At 42.3% G+C, this 19,213-nt stretch carries 17 protein-coding genes; 12 read left to right on the top strand and 5 right to left on the bottom strand.

Annotated features, from left to right (window positions below):
• The first annotated feature begins 5 nt into the window (after window positions 1-5).
• From ACLI08_RS16010 to ACLI08_RS15980, 7 genes are all read left to right on the top strand, one after another.
• Window positions 6-1,430 carry a RagB/SusD family nutrient uptake outer membrane protein gene (locus tag ACLI08_RS16010; RefSeq protein WP_411429517.1) on the top strand — a complete coding sequence of 475 codons (1,425 nt, stop codon included), beginning with the start codon at window positions 6-8 and terminating at the stop codon, window positions 1,428-1,430.
• Window positions 1,431-1,488: 58 nt separating this feature from the next.
• A complete protein-coding gene (locus ACLI08_RS16005; RefSeq protein WP_411429516.1) occupies window positions 1,489-2,883 on the top strand; it encodes a glucoamylase family protein in 1,395 nt (464 codons plus the stop codon).
• A 3-nt stretch (window positions 2,884-2,886) separates the two neighbouring features.
• The gene (locus tag ACLI08_RS16000; RefSeq protein ID WP_411429515.1) at window positions 2,887-3,594 is read left to right on the top strand and encodes a prolyl oligopeptidase family serine peptidase; all 708 of its coding nucleotides are present in this window, start codon (window positions 2,887-2,889) and stop codon (window positions 3,592-3,594) included.
• Window positions 3,595-3,636: 42 nt separating this feature from the next.
• Window positions 3,637-5,883 (top strand): beta-glucosidase BglX, encoded by a 2,247-nt coding sequence (bglX, locus tag ACLI08_RS15995; protein ID WP_411429514.1) that lies wholly within the window; start codon window positions 3,637-3,639, stop codon window positions 5,881-5,883.
• Between the two features lie 193 nt (window positions 5,884-6,076).
• Window positions 6,077-7,837 carry a family 43 glycosylhydrolase gene (locus ACLI08_RS15990; RefSeq protein ID WP_411429513.1) on the top strand — a complete coding sequence of 587 codons (1,761 nt, stop codon included), beginning with the start codon at window positions 6,077-6,079 and terminating at the stop codon, window positions 7,835-7,837.
• A gap of 72 nt (window positions 7,838-7,909) precedes the next feature.
• Window positions 7,910-9,355, top strand: a complete 1,446-nt coding sequence (locus tag ACLI08_RS15985) for an MFS transporter (RefSeq protein WP_411429512.1) — start codon at window positions 7,910-7,912, stop codon at window positions 9,353-9,355.
• Between the two features lie 83 nt (window positions 9,356-9,438).
• Entirely contained in the window at window positions 9,439-9,870 is a 432-nt protein-coding gene (locus tag ACLI08_RS15980) for a hypothetical protein (RefSeq protein ID WP_411429511.1), read from the top strand.
• A gap of 62 nt (window positions 9,871-9,932) precedes the next feature.
• Here ACLI08_RS15980 and ACLI08_RS15975 read toward each other — a convergent pair whose 3' ends face one another.
• From ACLI08_RS15975 to ACLI08_RS15965, 3 genes are all read right to left on the bottom strand, one after another.
• Window positions 9,933-10,961, bottom strand: coding sequence for a M28 family metallopeptidase (locus ACLI08_RS15975; RefSeq protein ID WP_411429510.1), 1,029 nt, complete (start codon window positions 10,959-10,961; stop codon window positions 9,933-9,935).
• Between the two features lie 101 nt (window positions 10,962-11,062).
• Window positions 11,063-11,884 carry a dienelactone hydrolase family protein gene (locus tag ACLI08_RS15970; protein WP_411429509.1) on the bottom strand — a complete coding sequence of 274 codons (822 nt, stop codon included), beginning with the start codon at window positions 11,882-11,884 and terminating at the stop codon, window positions 11,063-11,065.
• A 96-nt stretch (window positions 11,885-11,980) separates the two neighbouring features.
• A complete protein-coding gene (locus ACLI08_RS15965; RefSeq protein ID WP_411429508.1) occupies window positions 11,981-12,529 on the bottom strand; it encodes a type 1 glutamine amidotransferase domain-containing protein in 549 nt (182 codons plus the stop codon).
• Between the two features lie 147 nt (window positions 12,530-12,676).
• On the opposite strand from ACLI08_RS15965, the gene ACLI08_RS15960 reads away from it, so the two are divergent.
• On the top strand, window positions 12,677-13,369 hold the full coding sequence (locus ACLI08_RS15960; RefSeq protein ID WP_411429507.1) for a DUF421 domain-containing protein: 693 nt from the start codon (window positions 12,677-12,679) through the stop codon (window positions 13,367-13,369).
• A 69-nt stretch (window positions 13,370-13,438) separates the two neighbouring features.
• Here the strand turns inward: ACLI08_RS15960 and ACLI08_RS15955 are convergent, their stop codons facing one another.
• Window positions 13,439-14,848: a hypothetical protein gene (locus ACLI08_RS15955; RefSeq protein WP_411429506.1), complete on the bottom strand. Its 1,410-nt coding sequence runs from the start codon at window positions 14,846-14,848 to the stop codon at window positions 13,439-13,441.
• A 133-nt stretch (window positions 14,849-14,981) separates the two neighbouring features.
• Here ACLI08_RS15955 and ACLI08_RS15950 point away from each other — a divergent pair, with 133 nt between their 5' ends.
• From ACLI08_RS15950 to ACLI08_RS15940, 3 genes are all read left to right on the top strand, one after another.
• Window positions 14,982-15,476 carry an N-acetyltransferase family protein gene (locus ACLI08_RS15950; RefSeq protein WP_411429505.1) on the top strand — a complete coding sequence of 165 codons (495 nt, stop codon included), beginning with the start codon at window positions 14,982-14,984 and terminating at the stop codon, window positions 15,474-15,476.
• A gap of 99 nt (window positions 15,477-15,575) precedes the next feature.
• On the top strand, window positions 15,576-15,953 hold the full coding sequence (locus ACLI08_RS15945) for an STAS/SEC14 domain-containing protein (RefSeq protein ID WP_411429504.1): 378 nt from the start codon (window positions 15,576-15,578) through the stop codon (window positions 15,951-15,953).
• A 13-nt stretch (window positions 15,954-15,966) separates the two neighbouring features.
• Window positions 15,967-16,476: a pyridoxamine 5'-phosphate oxidase family protein gene (locus ACLI08_RS15940; protein WP_411429503.1), complete on the top strand. Its 510-nt coding sequence runs from the start codon at window positions 15,967-15,969 to the stop codon at window positions 16,474-16,476.
• A 191-nt stretch (window positions 16,477-16,667) separates the two neighbouring features.
• Here ACLI08_RS15940 and ACLI08_RS15935 read toward each other — a convergent pair whose 3' ends face one another.
• Window positions 16,668-17,630, bottom strand: a complete 963-nt coding sequence (locus ACLI08_RS15935) for a YihY/virulence factor BrkB family protein (protein WP_411429502.1) — start codon at window positions 17,628-17,630, stop codon at window positions 16,668-16,670.
• Window positions 17,631-17,889: 259 nt separating this feature from the next.
• Between ACLI08_RS15935 and ACLI08_RS15930 the strand changes: the two genes are divergently transcribed.
• The gene (locus tag ACLI08_RS15930) at window positions 17,890-19,185 is read left to right on the top strand and encodes an NAD(P)/FAD-dependent oxidoreductase (protein WP_411429501.1); all 1,296 of its coding nucleotides are present in this window, start codon (window positions 17,890-17,892) and stop codon (window positions 19,183-19,185) included.
• Window positions 19,186-19,213: the final 28 nt, after the last annotated feature.

The following is a 19,213-nucleotide window of genomic DNA, read 5'->3' as shown; positions in this document are numbered from 1 at the left end:
AAATCATGAAAAAGACTATTATATCAGCATTTGCACTCGCTCTATTATTGGCGAGCTGCAGCGACGATTATCTAAATGTAAGCGCAGAAGGCAAGCTGCCCGTACAAAACTTTTGGCAGGATGCAGATGATGCCGTAGCAGGTACAAATGCTATGTATTCTAACCTTCGTTCATGGCCTGTTGCGGCGTTTGGTTCGTTTATTATCACCATTGCTTCAGACGACGCCGAAAAGGGTAGTAGCCCGGGCGATGCCTCATTCTTTTCAGATATTAACAACTTTACCTACACGCCGTCTGCGTTTATTATAAACGATTACTGGACAGGACAGTGGAATGGCGTTAACTTTGCCAACCAGGTGATTACTAATGTGCCAAATATTGATATGGACGCCGCGCTAAAAACAAGGCTTATAGCCGAAGCACGTTTTATGAGGGCGTTTCATTATTTTAATCTGGTGCGTACCTTTGGCGGAGTGCCTATTTATAACGGCTTACCTGCCGATGGTAACTATAACATACAAAGGGCAACTAAAGAGGAGGTTTACAACCTTATTATAGAGGACCTTGCGTATGCAAAAGACAACCTGCCTACCAGCTATGATGCTGCTAACGTGGGGCGTGCTACAAAAGGTGCGGCTACAAGCTATTTGGCTAAGGTTTACCTATACCAGCAAAACTGGCAGCAGGCATATCAGCTAACCCAAGAGGTAATGGGTATGGGTTATTCTTTACTGCCAGACTTTAACAGCGAATTCCGTATTGCTAACGAAAACAGTTCTGAATCTATCTTCGAAGCTCAGGCTACTTACGTAGAAGGTAACTGTTCTATATCAAACAGCCAGTACAGCGAAACCCAGGGTGTTCGCGGCCAGTTTGGCTGGGGCTTTAATGTTCCTTCTCAGGATCTTGCCAACTTTTTTGAGCCGGGAGACGTACGTAGGGATGCTACCATTATTTTCAGGGGAGAAACTACACCTGAGGGCGATCTTATAAACGCTACAGGCGATAACCCTATGTACAACCAGAAATCGTATGTGCCACAGGCGCTTATAGGTAATTGTTCAAGCGGTTCAGGCCAAAACATAAGGCATATGCGTTACTCAGAAGTACTGCTTATAAATGCTGAAGCTGCTAATGAGTTAGGTAACTCAAGCCAGGCGCTTGCTTCATTAAACATTGTAAGGCGTCGTGCCGGTTTAGCTAATTCAACAGCTACAGACCAGGCTTCAATAAGGCAGGCCATTTACAAAGAAAGAAGAGCTGAACTTGCTATGGAGCACGACAGGTTCTGGGATTTAGTACGTACCGGCCGTGCCGTACAGGTACTTGGCCCACTAGGCTTTACTGCCGGTAAAAACGAAGTATTCCCAATTCCGGAGAATGCAATAACGTTAAGTAACGGTGTTCTTACACAAAATCCGGGTTATTAATTTATTAATATGTCCTTCTCCCGACCCGAAACCGGGGGAAGGACTCTTTTTTTTTGTTATGAGCAGTCATTTCAACTTTAAAATACTCAAAATATTATATGCCCTGCCTGTTATTGCATTACTGCAATGCAGCAGTGCAGATACAAAGAACAACGGTACTACGCCCGCAACCCCAACGGAGCGCCTTACCGACGAACAACTTATAGATTTAGTAGAAAAACAAACCTTCAGGTATTTCTGGGATTTCGCTGAGCCTACCTCCGGCCTGGCACGCGAACGTTATCATCCTGATGGTGTTTATCCGGATAACGATGCCAGCACCGTTACCACTGGCGGTAGTGGCTTTGGCTTATTGTCTATTATTGCGGCAGATTCGCGTGGTTACATTACCCGCACGCAATTTATGGAGCGTATGACCAAGATAGCCGGTTTTTTGGAACGTGCAGATCGTTTCCACGGTGCATGGCCACACTGGATGGAAGGTACTACAGGCCATGTAAAACCCTTTGGTACTAAAGATAATGGTGGCGACCTTGTAGAAACGGCTTTTTTATGCGAGGGGATTATATGCGTACGCGAATATCTTAAAAACGGTTCAGCGGATGAACGCGCACTTGCAGCACGTTTTGATGCCCTGTGGAAAGGTGTAGAGTGGGATTGGTACAGAAACGGGCAGGATGTGCTTTACTGGCACTGGTCGCCTAATTATAACTGGGAAATGAATTTTCCGCTTGAAGGGTATAACGAGTGCCTTATTACGTATGTAATGGCAAGCGCATCAGAAACACATGGTATTACCCCGGCTCCTTATCATAAAGGTTGGGCCAGGAACGGCGGCATTGTGTCGCCTAATACCAAGTACGGCTATCCGTTATTACTTAAACATAATTATGCTGAGGAATTTGGCGGACCTTTGTTTTGGGCACATTACTCATACCTTGGGCTAGACCCGCATCAACTTACAGATCAGTACGCTAATTACTGGGATGTAAACTACAATCAGGTAATGATTGATTACCAGTATTGTGTAAACAATCCGCACCAGTATGCAGGTTATGGTCCTGATTACTGGGGGCTTACGGCTTCTTACACCCGAAACCCCGATGGTTCTGTAGGCTACACGGCACACCAGCCGTCTAACGATACAGGTGTGATTTCACCTACGGCAGCGGTAAGTTCTATTGTGTATACGCCACAGCAAAGCATCGCTGTAATGAGAAACCTGTACGAGAACCATAAGCTACGCTCTTGGGGTCCTGCCGGGTTTTATGATGCCCACAGCCAGCAGTATAACTGGAGCGCACCTTGGTATCTGGCTATAGACCAGGGCCCTATGGTGGTTATGATAGAAAATTACCGAAGCGGGCTGTTATGGAGTTTATTCATGAATGCGCCCGAAGTACAGCAAGGCCTTGTAAAGCTTGGTTTTCATTCAGGGAAATATAACTTTTAAGCCATGAAGAAAGTCGCTTTTTTAGTTTCACTACTTTTGCTCACATTAACGGCTACTGCTCAGAAGGATGTATCGGGTGCGTTTAAAACCGAAATTACAGTAACGCGTAACATGACGTATGCACTGCATATACCTGAAAATGCAAAGCAAGGTAAAAAGCCTCTGATTGTGTTTATGCACGGTTCTGGGGAAAGAGGAACAAACACCGACCTGCTTAAAATACACGGCCCGTTAAAATATGTACAGAGCCATAAGCTGGATGTCTACATTTTGGCACCACAATGCCCGGACAATGAGCTATATGATGCTGAAGCTGTTTACAGGCTGATACAAAAAATTGTAAAAGAAAATAATATAGACGATAAACGTATTTACCTTACTGGTCTTAGCATGGGAGGCTGGGGTGTGTGGGAGGTAGCTATGGCACACCCTGAAGCCTTTGCAGCACTGATGCCTATTGCCGGTTATGCCGATAGTGTACCGATGCTGGAAGATTGTAAAAAGCTGGGTGCCATACCCACGCGTATTTATCATGGGCTTCTGGACGATGCAGTAGATATAAGCTATGCTGTAAACATTTATAAGGCATTAAAGCCTTGTGCCAAAGACCTGAAATTTATTGTTTTTGACGATGCGGGGCACGACAGCTGGACGCGCGTTTATAATGATCCTGCCACTTACGAGTGGCTGTTACAACAAACAAAACCATAAACATTTTATTAATATCCACAACAATTATTAAAGAAACTAAGGATGAAGAAAAGAACGCTATTACTGCTTTTGGCTTGTTCTACAATTACGGTGTATGCCCAAAAGGGTAAAAAACCTCAGATAAAAATAAAGCCGCGTACTGAATTTGTTGCAGACCTTATGAGCAAAATGACCCTGGAGGAGAAAATTGCACAGATGGTTCAGTTTACGGCAGATGGTACCATTACTGGCCCTAAGAGCGGTACAAACTGGGTAGATGAAATTAAGAAAGGAAACGTGGGCAGCATACTTAATGCTACCGGTGTAGACTATACACGAAAAATCCAGAAGATGAATCTTGATAATTCGCGCCTTAAAATTCCTATCCTTTTCGGTTATGACGTTATTCACGGATACAAAACCATTTTCCCTATAACCCTGGGAGAAACTGCCTCATGGGATTTAGAGTTAGCCCGTAAGTCGGCAGAAATTGCGGCGGCGGAGTCGGCAGCAGCCGGTATCCACTGGACTTTTGCCCCTATGGTAGATATTTCGCGTGATCCACGTTGGGGCCGCGTATCTGAAGGAGCAGGTGAAGATACGTACCTGGGTAGTAAAATGGCTTTTGCCCGTGTAAAAGGTTTCCAGGGGAATAACCTGAATGATTTGTACACAGTGTTAGCCTGTACCAAGCACTTTGCTGCCTATGGCGCTGCTGAGGCTGGACGTGATTATAATACAGTAGATATGAGCGAGCGCCTGCTTCGTGAGGTGTATCTTCCGCCTTATAAAGCTACGGTTGACGCAGGTGTGGGGAGCTTTATGGCATCGTTTAATGAAATTGCCGGGGTTCCGTCTACAGGTAACAAATGGTTAATGAACGACCTGCTTAAAAAAGAATGGGGCTTTAACGGCTTTGTAGTTACAGACTACACCGGTATGAATGAGATGATTCCGCATGGTTATGCTAAAAACGAACAACACGCGGGCGAACTGGCACTTAAAGCCGGTATAGATATGGACATGGTAGGCGCTATTTACCTTAACGATACCAAGAAAAACCTGCAGGAAGGTAAAGTTACCATGGCGCAGATAGACGATGCCTGCCGCAGGGTGTTACTAGCCAAATATGATTTAGGTCTGTTTGAAGATCCTTATCGCTACAACGAAGAAAAGCGTGAAAAGGCTACCATTTATAAGAAAGAATACCTGGATGCGGCACTAAACGCTGCAAACAAGTCTATGGTATTGCTTAAAAACAGCAACAATGTGCTTCCGCTAAAACAGAGCCAGAAGGTTGCTTTTGTAGGGCCATTGGTAAGCGATGAGTTTAATATTATCGGTTCATGGGCAGCTGCCGGAGATCGTAATGGCTACGCGGTAAGCGTAGAAGAAGGTGTTAAGCACCTGGTTAAAGACCAAAGCAAAGTGTCATTTAACAAAGGTGTTGAAATTAAAGACTCTAAACGTACCATGATGCAGGCTGCGCTGGACGCTGCTAAAAATGCAGATGTTGTGGTAGCGGTAATGGGTGAGTTTGAAAACCAAAGTGGCGAGGCCGCTTCTCAGGTAAATATTGATTTGCCGGGTATACAAAAGGAGTTTTTAGCAGAGCTGAAGAAACTGGGTAAGCCGGTTGTTTTGGTGCTGTTAAACGGACGTCCGCTTACACTGAGTTGGGAGAATGACAACATGGATGCTATACTGGAAGCTTGGTTCCCTGGTACTATGGGCGGTGATGCCATTGCCCAAACGCTTTACGGTGTTAACAATCCAAGTGGTAAACTTCCTATGACGTTTCCGCGTAGTGTAGGACAGGTGCCTATTTACTATAACCACAAAAATACAGGCCGCCCTTACCTGGGCACAAACGACCCTGAACAAAAGTATAAGTCGCGTTACACAGACTCAGAGAACAGCCCGCTATATGCCTTTGGTTACGGCTTAAGTTACACTAAGTTTGAATACAGCAACCTGAAACTTTCTTCAAACAAGCTTTCAGGGAGCAATAAAATAACGGTTACTGTAGACGTTAAGAATACCGGTAACTACGATGGCGAAGAAGTAGTGCAGTTATATGTACACGATGTTGTAGGTTCGGTAACCCGGCCTGTAAAAGAGCTAAAAGGCTTTACAAAACAACTGATTAAAAAAGGCGAAACAAAAACGGTAACGTTTGACATTTCTGCCGATGACCTTAGGTTCTATAACATAGACATGAAGTTTGTGGCAGAACCGGGCGATTTTGAAGTTTTTGTAGGCGGAAGCTCTGATGCTACTCTTAAGGCTACGTTTGAGTTAGTTAAATAAGTGTTTTGGTTAATTTTTTGCAAAAGGCTGTCCGGCTCAGGACAGCCTTTTTATTAAACGTATGTTTTTTCGGTAGACAAGGTAGAAAAACATATAAGATTTCATAGTAAATCCAGTACTTAATGTTTTCCTGGTGTAAAACATTGAGCGGCTGATAATTAAAATCATCCATTTATCTTAAAAAATAATAACAATGAAACATAGTGTAATTATTTTTCTGGTTCTGCTAAATTTAAATTTTGGCTACAGCCAGCAAAAAACCTACTGCAACCCCATTAATGTAGATTATGGGTATTGCCCCATACCTAACTTTGTAACACAGGGAAAACACCGGGCTACTGCCGATCCTGTAATTACTTATTTTAAGGGCGAATATTATTTATTTTCTACTAACCAATGGGGCTACTGGCATAGCAAAGATATGCTGAACTGGAAGTTTATAAGCCGTAAGTTTTTAAGGCCTGAGCACAACGTTTATGATGAGCTTTGTGCACCTTCGGTTTCCTTTGTAAGGGACACTATGCTTGTGGTGGGGTCTACGCACGGTAAAGAATTCCCGATATGGATGAGTACCCAGCCCGACGGCGATAACTGGAAAGAACTGGTTCATAAGTTTGAAGCCGGTGCCTGGGATCCACATATATTTTGGGATAAAGATACCGATGAGGTATATATTTACTACGGCAGTAGCAATCTGTATCCCATTTATGGTGTAAAGCTCAACCGTAAGACCTTTCAGCCTGAGGGCGAGCCGGTGCCGCTTTTGGCACTAAACGATGATGAGCACGGTTGGGAGCGTTTCGGCGAGCATAACGATAATACCTTTATGCAGCCGTTTATGGAAGGCGCGTATATGAATAAACATAACGGAAAGTATTACCTGCAATATGGTGCCCCGGGAACAGAGTTTAGTGGTTATGGCGATGGTGTTTTTGTTAGCGATAAACCACTTGGCCCTTTTGTGTACCAGTCATTCAATCCGTTTTCGTATAAACCGGGAGGTTTTGCACGTGGTGCAGGCCACGGTGGCACGTATGATGATGCTTATGGTAACTACTGGCATGTATCTACTATAGTTATTTCCACAAAAAATAACTTTGAGAGGCGGTTAGGCATTTGGCCTGCAGGTTTTGACAAAGATGGTGTTTTATATTCAAACACGGCTTATGGCGATTACCCAACGTATCTTCCTGCGGAGCAAAAAGCGCATTCCGGACTTGCATCATTTGCAGGATGGATGCTGCTGAATTACAATAAACCGGTACAGGTTTCTTCTACACTTGGTGGTTTTCAGGCAAATTACAGTAATGACGAGGATATAAAAACGTACTGGAGTGCCAAATCTGCTAATAAAGGTGAATATCTTATCAGTGATTTGGGAGAGGTTAGCACTATTAATGCCATACAGATTAATTATGCCGACCAAGATGCGGAATTAATGGGTAAGCCCGAAAATCCTAAAGGGCATAAATATATTATCTACACCTCTAATGACGGGAAAAAGTGGCGGGTTCTAGTAGATAAAAGCAAGAATACTAATGATGTACCGCACGATTATATAGAGTTAGGCAAGCCCGAAAAGGCACGGTACCTAAAATTAGAGAACATAGAAATGCCTACTGGTAAGTTTGCTATTAGTGGTTTCCGTATATTTGGAAGCGGATCGGGCGAAAAACCTGCTGCGGTGCAAAATTTTGTGCCGCTTAGAGCAGAGCCAAAAAAGAAAGGAGAGCGCCGAAATGTGTGGTTTAAATGGCAACAGGAACCTGCTGCTGATGGCTATGTTATATATTTTGGTAAAGAACCTGATAAATTATATGGCTCAATTATGGTATATGGCAAAAATGAGTATTATTTTAGCGGCCTGGATAGGAGCGATGCTTATTATTTTGCCATAGAAGCGTTCAACGCTAACGGCATAGGCCCGCGTACCGAAGTAAAAAAATCAGAGTAGAATAAAAATAAACATCTATATTAGTAACCCAAACATTTATTCATTCACAATTAACCCTTATTTAACCAAACTATGAGTTCATCGAACGCGCAAACTAAGTGGGGTCAGTTTATCCCTCTGGTCACAGTTTTCTTCTTTTGGGGATTTGTTGCTGCCAGTAACGACATCCTTATCCCGGTTTTTAAAACCGCTTTTAATCTGGAACAATGGCAAAGCCAGCTTGTTTCAGTAGCATTTTACATAGCCTATACAGTAGGTTCTCTTATGTATATCGGTATCTCGGCTGCCACCAAGAAAGATATTGTAGAGCGCCTTGGCTATAAAAACTCCCTTGCTTTAGGCCTTTTGATTTCTGCACTGGGTACACTTCTTTTTTACCCTGCTGCCGAAACAGGCTCCTTTGCACTAATGCTTTCTGGCCTTTTTATTGTAGGCCTTGGCTTTTCATTGCAGCAAACCGTGGCTAACCCGCTTGCCATAGCGCTTGGCCCTGTAGCTACGGGTTCTCAGCGTCTTACGCTTGCGGGGGGTATTAACAACTTTGGTACCACTATTGGGCCTCTATTAGTGAGTTTCGCTATTTTTGGTTCTGCATCTGCGGCCAGCACTACGGTAGATATTAACAGCGTTAAAGCTCCCTACCTTATTTTAGGACTTGCATTTGTGCTTGTAGCTGTTTTTCTTAAGTTTTCATCGCTACCAAACCACCCTGAAGCTGAGGTAGAGGAAGAAAAAATCGTAGATAACTTTGTAAAACAACGAAAGTCAGCCCTGGAATATCCACAGCTTATTCTGGGTATGGTAGCCATATTTCTTTATGTAGGTGTTGAGGTATCTACAGCCAGTAACCTACCTGCTTATTTAGAGGAGGATCTCGGCTTTGCTACCAGTGCTGTGGCACCTTATGTGTCGCTATACTGGGCAAGTCTTATGATAGGCCGTTGGGGTGGCGCTGTAGAAGCATTTACGTCAGATAAAAATCTGTTAGTACTTCTTAAAATAGTAGCCCCTTATCTTGCTTTTGGTGTTTTCCTTGGTGTTAATGCCTTTATGGGACATGATTTGGCGCCATTCTATGTATATGCTGCAATTGTTGTAGTACTAATTGCTGCCGACTTTGCCAGTAAAGGAAATCCTGCTAACATGCTGGGGTATTTTTCAATTCTGGGTATAGTAGCACTTATTATAGGTATGCTTACAGAAGGCGATATCAGTATCTACGCGTTTACCAGCGTTGGTCTTTTCTGTAGTACGCTTTGGCCATGTATATTTACCCTTGCGGTAAGTGGACTAGGTAAACAAACCACCCAGGGAAGTAACTTCCTTGTAATGATGATTATGGGTGGCGGACTTGTAAGCCTTGCTCAGGGTACAGTAGCTGGTATTATAGGTATACACAGCAGCTACATAGTTGGTGTGGTGTGTTTTGCTTACCTTGCATTTTATGCCTTTACAGTTAAGGGAATCCTTAGTCGCCAGGGTATTAGCTTTGGCCGTGTAAGCGGTGGAGGACACTAATAAGTAAATCTTAAGTTATATTATATAAAAACCGGCACTGTTTGTGCCGGTTTTTTTGTTATTTTGAAAACAAAACGTTTATCATGAAAAAGAATTTTATACTGATTGCAGCAACCGTGCTGGTACTAACGGGCTGCAATAAAAAAAGTGCTGAAACAGAAAACCAGGAAGAACTTAAATCATATACCGTAAAAGGTAATTTACCTGCAAGCGGTACAAAAACTGACACAACAGCCGCAATTGCACAACCCACACAAAATGAGGGCATGATGCCTGCAGAAGGCGAGGAAGTAACCCTACGCGGAAAGGTAACAGAAATTACCCAAGGCAAAGATGGCTATATGGCAAAGCTTAAAATAGCAGAAGGCCAGTTTTTTACTGCCACGGTTAGTATTCCTAATATGAAAGATCCTAAACAGTATAAAAAGGTTAACGTAGGCGAAATGGTAACCGTTACAGGTTCTTATTATAAAATAGGGAAAGATGATGCCGTTAAAGTAGTGACTTTCGAGTAATATATTGCAATTATCATAAAACGAAAACTCCCCCAGATTATTCATTTGGGGGAGTTTTTAGTTTATTTTCCGTCTTTATCTACTACAGGGCGGTTTTCGCGGTTTGCAAGTTCCCAAGCTGTAACAAAGGCTAGCTGAGCGCGTTTTGAAAGCAAATCGTATTCTATTTTATCCGGTTTGTCTGTTGATTTATGGTAATCAGCATGCACCCCGTTAAAATAGAAAATAATTGGAATTCCTTTTTTTGCGAAATTGTAATGGTCCGACCTGAAGTAGAACTGGTTAGGGTCGTTACGGTCGTTGTATTTGTAATCAAGGTTTAGTTGCGTATAACGCTTGTTAGCCGCCTCGTTAATGTTATGGAGGTCAGTACTTAACCTGTCTGAACCTATTACGTATACATAATTTCCGTTTGAGGTATGGTCATCATCGCGCCTGCCTATCATATCTATGTTAAGATCTGCTATAGTATTAGCCACCGGGAAAAGTGGGTGTTCACTGTAATAACGAGATCCATGTAGCCCGTGCTCTTCACCGGTTACATGCAGGAACAATATAGAGCGCTTTGGGCCGTAACCGTCTTTTTTGGCCTGCATAAACGCCTGTGCTATTTCCAGCAGTGCTACCGTGCCAGATCCATCGTCGTCTGCACCGTTATACACGTCTCCGTTTTTCATGCCCACGTGGTCGTAGTGCGCAGATATAACTAGGATTTCATCGGGTTTTTCTGTACCTTCTATAAACGCCCAAATGTTTTCAGAGTCTCCTAATTTAGGGCTAAATGCCCTTGACATAAATTCTGAAGGCACCTTTTGGTACCATCCGTCAGCTGTTTTAGGATACGACATTCCATTTGCCTGGTATTGGCTGATAAGGTACTTACCTGCCTTTTTTTGCCCAGGAGTACCCGTGTTTCGTCCTTCCATAGAATCTGCTGCCACAATATAAAGATGTTTCTTTAAATCTTCAGGGCTTATTGATTTCATGTACTTTTCTACAGGTGCTTTTGTGTAATCTCTTTTTACATTTTTGCCGGCGCCACAAGCCAGTACAATAAGAGATGAAAATATAATTATGCTTGATTTACGCATACGAAATGATGAATTTTCCGGGATTAATATTTTTTGGGTTTTTATCTTAAAACGGTTAGTAGGCTTTAAAAAATTTAGCCCCTTATAACGGGGCTAAATTCTTATTCTTTTTCCAGTATCTTTTTACTGTCACCTATTTTATTTACTCTCGGTTTTTCTTCCTTAAGTACGTCTTTTAAAAACTGTGTAAAGGCTGCCCAAGATCTTTTATCTGCTTTTTCATTATACGCAGCACCTTTACTGTTATCGTCTCCTGCTTCTTTTTCAGTAAAAGCATGTACGGCACCACTGTAATATATCATTTGCCAGTCAGCCTTACCCTCTTTCATTTCCTGCATAAAGCTATCAATTTCTTTTTGGGGTACGTAAGGGTCATCGGACCCATGTAACGCAAGCACCATTGGCTTTATTGGAGTGTTTTTTCTTGAAGCATCTTTGCCTAAACCGCCATGAAAACTAACTACACCTTTAACGTTGAAACCTGCACGTGCTGCCTCAAGGGCACCAGTACCACCAAAACAGTAACCAATTACAATTATTTTTTCCGGGTCGGCACCTGATTTTATAAGTTCGTCAAGAGCCACTTTTATTCTTTTTTGATACGCCTCAGGATGGCTTTTGTAATAACCGGCCTGTTCTCCTGCCTGTTTTGTATCTTTAGGATATTTTCCTTCACCGTAAATATCGGCTACGAAAGTATAAAATCCGCGTTTGGTAAGTTTTTCGGCAACTTCTTTGCTGTGATCGTTTATTCCCATCCAGGCTGGTAATACAAGTATACCTGCTTTAGTTTGTGATGGCCTTTCGGGTACTCCGGAAAAACCACTTAGTTTTTGCCCTCCTTCTTTGTAATTTACAGGCGAAAGTTGAGCAAAAGATTGCAGTGCTAATAACAGCACCGGCAATAACATAATTTTTTTCATGTTAACGGCGATTAATTTTTGTAGAGGTAAAAATAAAGGTTTTGCAAATAACTTGCAAAACCTTTATAAAGTTATACTGTGTAACGCCTGTTAAAATTACGCGTGCTGCATGCTGTGTTTACCTTCGTTGATTTCTTCAACCAGTTTTTTATTAAATGCAGGAAGGTCTTCAGGCGTACGGCTTGTTACAAGGCCGTTGTCTACAACTACTTCTTCATCGCTCCATATGGCACCGGCGTTTTTGAGGTCTGTACTTACTGATTTTACAGATGTTACTTTTCTACCCTCTACCACACCCGCGTTAATTAACGACCATGGTCCGTGGCAAATGGCGGCAACCGGTTTTTTCTGTTCAAAAAACGCCTTAATAAGTTTAAGTGCATCTTCGTTTATTCTTAGTATATCCGGGTTTATTACACCTCCGGGAAGTACCAGAGCGTCATAATCTGATGCCGACACTTCATCTATAGTTTTATCTACGTCGTACGATTTTCCCCAGTCTTTACCAGACCATGATTTAATACTACCTGATTCAGGGCTTACAATATGTGCTGTCCAGCCTTGCTGCTCTATGTGTTGTTTAGGAGAACTCAGTTCGCTTTCTTCAAATCCGTGGGTTGCCAGTATGACCACTTTCTTGCTCATAATTTTAGGTTTTTAATGTTATTAATTTTGTTTCATAAAGTTAGCTACCATGTGGTTGAGCAGTTTGTAATGCGGTATTAAAGTTGTGCTAATGTTTGTTAACTAACAGAAAATGCTGACTAATTTTATACGGAAACAAGATTCTTTATGAAAGAAATTTTTGAATGGAAGCGCTTACTGCTAAACGATTTACCATGGACATTTTTAGCCGAGGTTTCGTTTAGAACAGTAGTAATGTTTATAGTAGTGCTCGCTACGCTTAAGCTAACCGGGAAGCGCGGGGTGAAACAACTTTCGGTATTTGAAGTTGTTATAATAATATCGCTAGGTTCTGCGGCCGGAGATCCTATGTTTTATGAAGATGTGGGATTGTTACCGGCAATAACGGTATTCCTTATCATATTGTTTATGTACAGGGGGGTAACCTGGCTCCTTGGCAAGAGCAAAAAGTTTGAGAACTTTATGGAGGGCGTTCCTATATGCATAATAGAAGACGGACAGTTTTCGTTAGCAAGTTTTGAAAAGGAAGACCTTGCACAGGATGAGTTTTTTGCAGAGTTAAGGCTGAGGGGTATTGAACATCTGGGGCAGGTACGCTATGCCTATATTGAAACCAATGGTGCCATAAGTGTTTATTTTTATGATGACGCCGATGTAAAATTTGGCTTGCCCATACGGCCACAACCGTTTAACCGAAAGAGTACCGAAATACCTAAATCCGGTATATACGCATGTTCTTTTTGTGCAAATACACAGCGGCTAGAGCCTACAAGTGGTACGTGTACCGTATGTAATAATAAAGAGTGGGTAACCGCCATCAATGTAAAGCGTGTAAAATAATAAAAGCCGGAAGCATTTGTACGCCTCCGGCTTTTGTATATAAATAAAAAACCCAAAATATTGTTTCTATTAACCTCTGCCCGGGCGGCCACCTTGCATATTTCCACCTCTGCCGCCGCCATTTGGCATTGAAGGGGCTGGATTATTATTAGCTCTTACCGGTGCCTGCTGCTGCATCCTTGGTTGTTGCTGAAAACCACCGTTACCACCGCCATTGTTTCGCGGCGTAGGATTGTCAAAACGAGGTGACTGCTGTGGCCTTACTACTGGCTGGTTTCCACCGCCATTGTCGAAACTACGACCAGGGTTACTGTATTGCCTTGATGGGGCAGGAGAGGATACCTCAGACCTGTTTCCGCCGTAATTTCCGCGTCCGTTACCAAAACCCGAAGATTGATTATTTACGTTAGGTCTTGGATTACTAATACCTCTTGAAGGTGTACCGAGAGACGGACTGTTGTTGCCATTAAAGCTTCTACCGCCACCCTGAAAGTCATTGTTACTGCGACCATTTAGCGCAGCTCCGTTGTTAAAACTACGTCCGCCACCCTGAAAGTCATTTGTACCACGGCTCGGCGCTGTGGCTGCGTTATTAAAACTGCGACCGCCCTGGTTTATACTGCGTGTACCATTTTCCCTTCCATTACCGGAAAAAGCCCTTGCGCCATTATCACCGGTGTTTCTCACGCCGTTGCTGTTAAACCTTGGGTTGCCATTACGGCCACCGGCAAGGTTGTTCCTGTTTTGTTGCAGTTCGTAGTGGTTGCGTACGTTGTTGTTACGCGCCTCAAACGATCTGCCAGGATACATACGCTCGTAGCCATTGCTTCTCCTTGGCGAATAAATAGCCATGGCGCGGCTGCTGTACCTTGTGTTTACATAATTATAGGTATTGCGGTAGTTAATATATACGTTTACGTGGTTATGGTATCGGTAAGGCGCACATGGAGTCCAGTAATTATAGTAGGTAGGGTAGTAATCCCAGTACCAGGGTGAGTAGTAGGGCCTGTAACTGCTAACCCAAAATAACCCGAATAGTACCGGCCTGGTTACATAAACAGGTTCGTATATATAGTTAGGACCGTATATGTAAGGGTCTCCCACTACTTGTACCGTAACGTTGTTATATCTGTCGCGTTCTACTTCTATTGTAGCTACATCCTGAAACGTATCGGGACCCAAAACCGCCTGTAGCACTATAACGTGGGTGCTGCGTTCTGCAAGTTCTACTACCCTTAAATAGTCTACCCGGTTATCACCATTAAGATCCAGGTTAGATATCATCATATCAGGGTCATTTAACCTGCGCTCAAAATCTTCAAGATCGCGGGAGTCTCCAAATATAGACGACACGGCCTGCAGATTAAGGTTATCGCTTATGTCGCTGTTAGCAGCCCTAACGGTAGTTACGTTTTGGGCAAATAGGCTACCAATACTTAAGAAGCCGAACAGCAATGTGTATGTTAGTTTCGTTTTCATAATCAGTGTAATGTTAATTGCCTGTTTTATTTTTGAGGTTCGGATTGAGTATTCCAATATCCGTGCCAATATTATTTTTGTACCTTTACATGAAGCAAAATACCGATGAATATCAAGGATTTTAATAGCTACAATGAACATAAGAACTGCCTCACTTAAAGACTACGACGCTATTTACAGCATAGCCGTAATTACGTGGAATCATACTTACAAAGAAATACTTTCTGCTGAACAGTTTAGCTACATGATGGATATGATGTATAGCCAACAGGCTATTGAGCAACAAATAACGGTTAAAAACCATCGCTTTCTTATTGCTGAAGATGCCGATGGAAATGCCTTAGGTTTTTGTTCTTATGAAACCGACAACGAACCCGGGAAAACCAAAATCCATAAATTGTATGTACTGCCTCAAACTCATGGGCAGGGCCTGGGTAAGTGTTTTGTAAAAAAAGTAGAGTCTGCTGCTGTAAGTGCAGGCAATAATTCCATATTTCTTAATGTAAATAGGTTTAATCCTGCCTATTATTTTTACCTTAAAACAGGGTTTAAAAATAATGGCGAGGTGAATGTAGAGATAGGCAATGGCTACTTAATGGAAGACTACATAATGGAAAAACCCCTCTAAACTTTATCATTTCTTTGGCTGGTATTTGGCAGGGCTATAACAAATTTGCGCAGGCTAATAAGGTAACTTTGAGATAACAACAATTAAAAACCTTAAATTATGATTACGCAAATTCAAAATGTACCTGCTAATATGGTGGCATTTCGTGCAGAGGGCGAAGTTACTAAAGACGACTTTGACGTGGTACGCGAACAGGTAGCCGAACTGGTACGCAATAATGGCAAGTTAAATTATCTGCTTTACCTTGATACTCCTGTTAAAGACTTTACTGCCGGTGCATGGCTGCAAGATGCATTATTGGGTATAGAAAACATAACCAAATGGAACCGTGCCGCTATTATAAGCGACTCTGAAGGGGTTAAAAACTTTACCGATGCGTTTAGTAAAGTAATGCCAGGCGAGTTTAAAGGTTTTGAAAAAAGCCGTTATAATGACGCCGTAGCATGGGTATCTGAACAAGTAGAATCTGTTAACTAAAAAACACCAAACCATGGGAAATTATAAAGACCTTTTTAGCGCTGAAGCAGTGGCTAAAATAAAAGAAATGGCCGGCGATATAAAAATATGTATGTTTTGTACAGATCTTTCTTCAAAGCCGGTGTCTGTAAGGCCAATGAGTGTGCTTGATGTGGACGATGCGGGTAACCTTTGGTTCCTGAGTTCTGCACGCAGTAACAAAAATATAGAAATTAAACAGGCTGCCGAAGTACAGTTGCTTTTTGCAAACAACGGCAGTTCTGAATATCTTTCTGTGTATGGGAAAGCCGAAATATTTACAGATAGGGCTCATATCGACCGGGTTTGGACACCTATAGCAAAAACATGGTTTGAGGAAGGTAAAGAAGACCCCGATGCCAGCGTGATTAAAGTAGCTCCGGCTGACGCTTACTACTGGGATACCAAACACGGAAAAATGGTTTCTATGCTAAGTTACGCCCTGGGTGCCATTGCCGGCACTAAGGTAGACGATAACAGTATAGAAGGCAGGTTAAAAGTGTAACTTATATACTTGCGCTTATAAGAACAAAAAGCTCCCCAAATGGGGAGTTTTTTATTGCATTTCAGTTAGTTTAAATACATACTAATATATTTTTAAGCTAACTAAATAATATCTGTACTTACTGTTGTGTAACTAGTTATCGTGCGCAGTTGGTTAAATGAGAGAATGCTAAACGTATAGGTAATGCAAGCTTACTGGTGCTTTTCAGGAGATACACTCACGTTTACGGGTGTTTTTTCGCGCTCTACTTCACGTTGCTCCACATAAACGGCATATTCTGCCGGCTGAATGTTTCGGCCTTTAAACAGTGCATATGCACGGGTAAACTCTGCACCAAAATATAGTATTGCTGCAGTGTAGTATACCCATAATAATATAACGATTATAGATCCTGCTGCACCGTAAGGAGATCCTGCGCCCGTAGTGGTTATGTAAAGCCCAATAAGGTAGCGCCCCAGCAGGAACAAACACGCAGTGAAAAATGCACCTGCGCGAACGTCTCTCCACCGTATTTTGGCATCAGGTAGTACCTTAAATATAACCCCGAACAAAATGGTAATAACTAAAAAGCTTACCGCAATATTGGCTACGTTAAACAGTATTACCGTAAACCATGGAAAGTAGCCTTCCAGTATATCGTTAAGCGCTACAATGGCACCATTTACAATTAGTGATACAATAAGCAAAAATCCTAAACCAATTATTATAGAGCCACTCCTGAGCCTGTCTTTAACTAGTTTAAGCCAGCCTTTTTTTGGCTTTGCCTTTACTTTCCATATCATGTTAATGGAGTCCTGAATTTCGCCAAAAACGGTAGTGGCACCCAGTATAAGGGTAAAAACTCCTATAATTAGAGACAAATTAGTTTTCCCCGAAAGCTCCAGGTTTTTTATAACCTGCTGTATTTGCACTGCTGCCTGTGGGCCTATTAAATCCCTGATCTGGTAAAAAACCCTGCCTTCTATGGCATCTCGCCCAAAGAAAGTACTGGCAAGCGAAATAATAAGCAATAAAAGCGGTGCTAAAGAAAACATGGTGTAATAGGATAAGGATGCACTAAGCTTTAGCCCCTTATCGGCCATAAAACTGGTAAAGGTATCTTTTAATATGCACCAGCTGTCTTTAAAGGTTTTCTTTATCTTGGCAGTATCCATTGTATTGATTGATGTTTATAATTAGCCAAAAGTACTTTTTTTGGCACCGTGTTGCTACAATATTAACAAATCTATATAAGGGTAGTGTAATTTACACCTGCCTTTTTTTTCTCATTGGTAATCGGAGGGGTAGTACGCTAATTATTTCATAAAACTTGGTATTAGCTTTGGGGTTACATTGCACATTAACAGGCAAAATCTTAACTTTATACTGTTTTTACAACTATACAACGCTTTTAAATATAACACCCACAATTCCATGAAGATAGTAATAATAGGCGGTGGATTTGCCGGATTAAACCTGGTAAGTGAACTGGCCAATAACCCCGAATTTGATATTACGCTGGTGGATAAAAACAACTACAATTTTTTTCCACCCCTTATATATCAGGTAGCTACGGCTTACCTGGAACCCGCAAGTATCAGTTACCCATTTCGTAAATACCTTCGCGATATAAAAAACGTACATTTCCGTATGGGAGAAATGGTTGCGGTTAAACCAGACCAGAATATTGCGGTGCTACATAACGGCGAACTAGAATATGACGTACTTATTTTTGCTACCGGTGCCGAGACGAATTACTTCGGTATGGAGAATGTAAAGAAGAATGCCATACCTATGAAGACGCTTAATGATGCGCTTGAAATGCGTAACAAACTGCTACAACGTATGGAAAAGGCCACGCTGAATAAAAACAGCCGTGAACGCCGTAAGTACATGAATATTGTAGTAGCGGGCGGTGGGCCTACAGGGGTAGAAGTATCTGGTATGTTTGCCGAAATGCGCAGGGGTATTTTAAGGCGCGAATATCCTGAGCTTTCTACAAGTGTAAGTAATGTATACCTTGTAGATGGAGCCGATGCACTTTTGGCTCCTATGAGTAAAGAAAGCCAGCAAGACACTTACGATGCCCTTACTAAACTGGGGGTAGTGGTAAAACTAAACACCCGCGTTACTGATTATAAAGATGATGTGGTATATTTAAGCAACGGCGAAACCATACAAAGCAAAAACCTTATTTGGGCTGCCGGGGTAGGTTGCCGTGCTTTTGACGGAATACCCGCTGAGAGCTTTGGCCGTGCCAAACGTATGATTGTAGACGGTAATAACAAAGTAGTAAATACAAATAATATATATGCTATTGGCGATACGTGCTACATGGAAGCCGATGCGGCGTTTCCGCAGGGGCACCCGCAGGTAGCACAGGTAGCCATACAGCAGGGTAAACATCTTGCCAAGAACTTAAAAAGACAACTTAAAGGAGAAGCGTTAACGCCATTTAAGTATAAAGACAAAGGTTCTATGGCCATTATAGGTAAGAACAAGGCAGTAGTAGATTTACCAAGCCCTAAGCTGCACTTTAAAGGGTTCTTTGCATGGCTTATGTGGCTGTTTATCCACCTTATGTCGTTACTTACTTACAGGAACAGGTTAACTACGTTCTGGAACTGGATGGTTTCTTATTTCTCTTGGGACCAGCCACTGCGTATGATAATACGCCCTGAGAAAAAACAACGCGTGGCACCGGGTGCAACCGAGCCACCGAAGGTATAAAAACAAAGAGCGATGAAATTTCATCGCT

Source organism: Flavobacterium sp. RNTU_13, assembly GCF_046614455.1.
In the GTDB taxonomy this organism is placed as follows: domain Bacteria; phylum Bacteroidota; class Bacteroidia; order Flavobacteriales; family Flavobacteriaceae; genus Flavobacterium.
The sequence above is the reverse complement of the archived record's forward strand: the minus strand, read 5'-3'. Positions and strand labels throughout refer to the sequence as shown.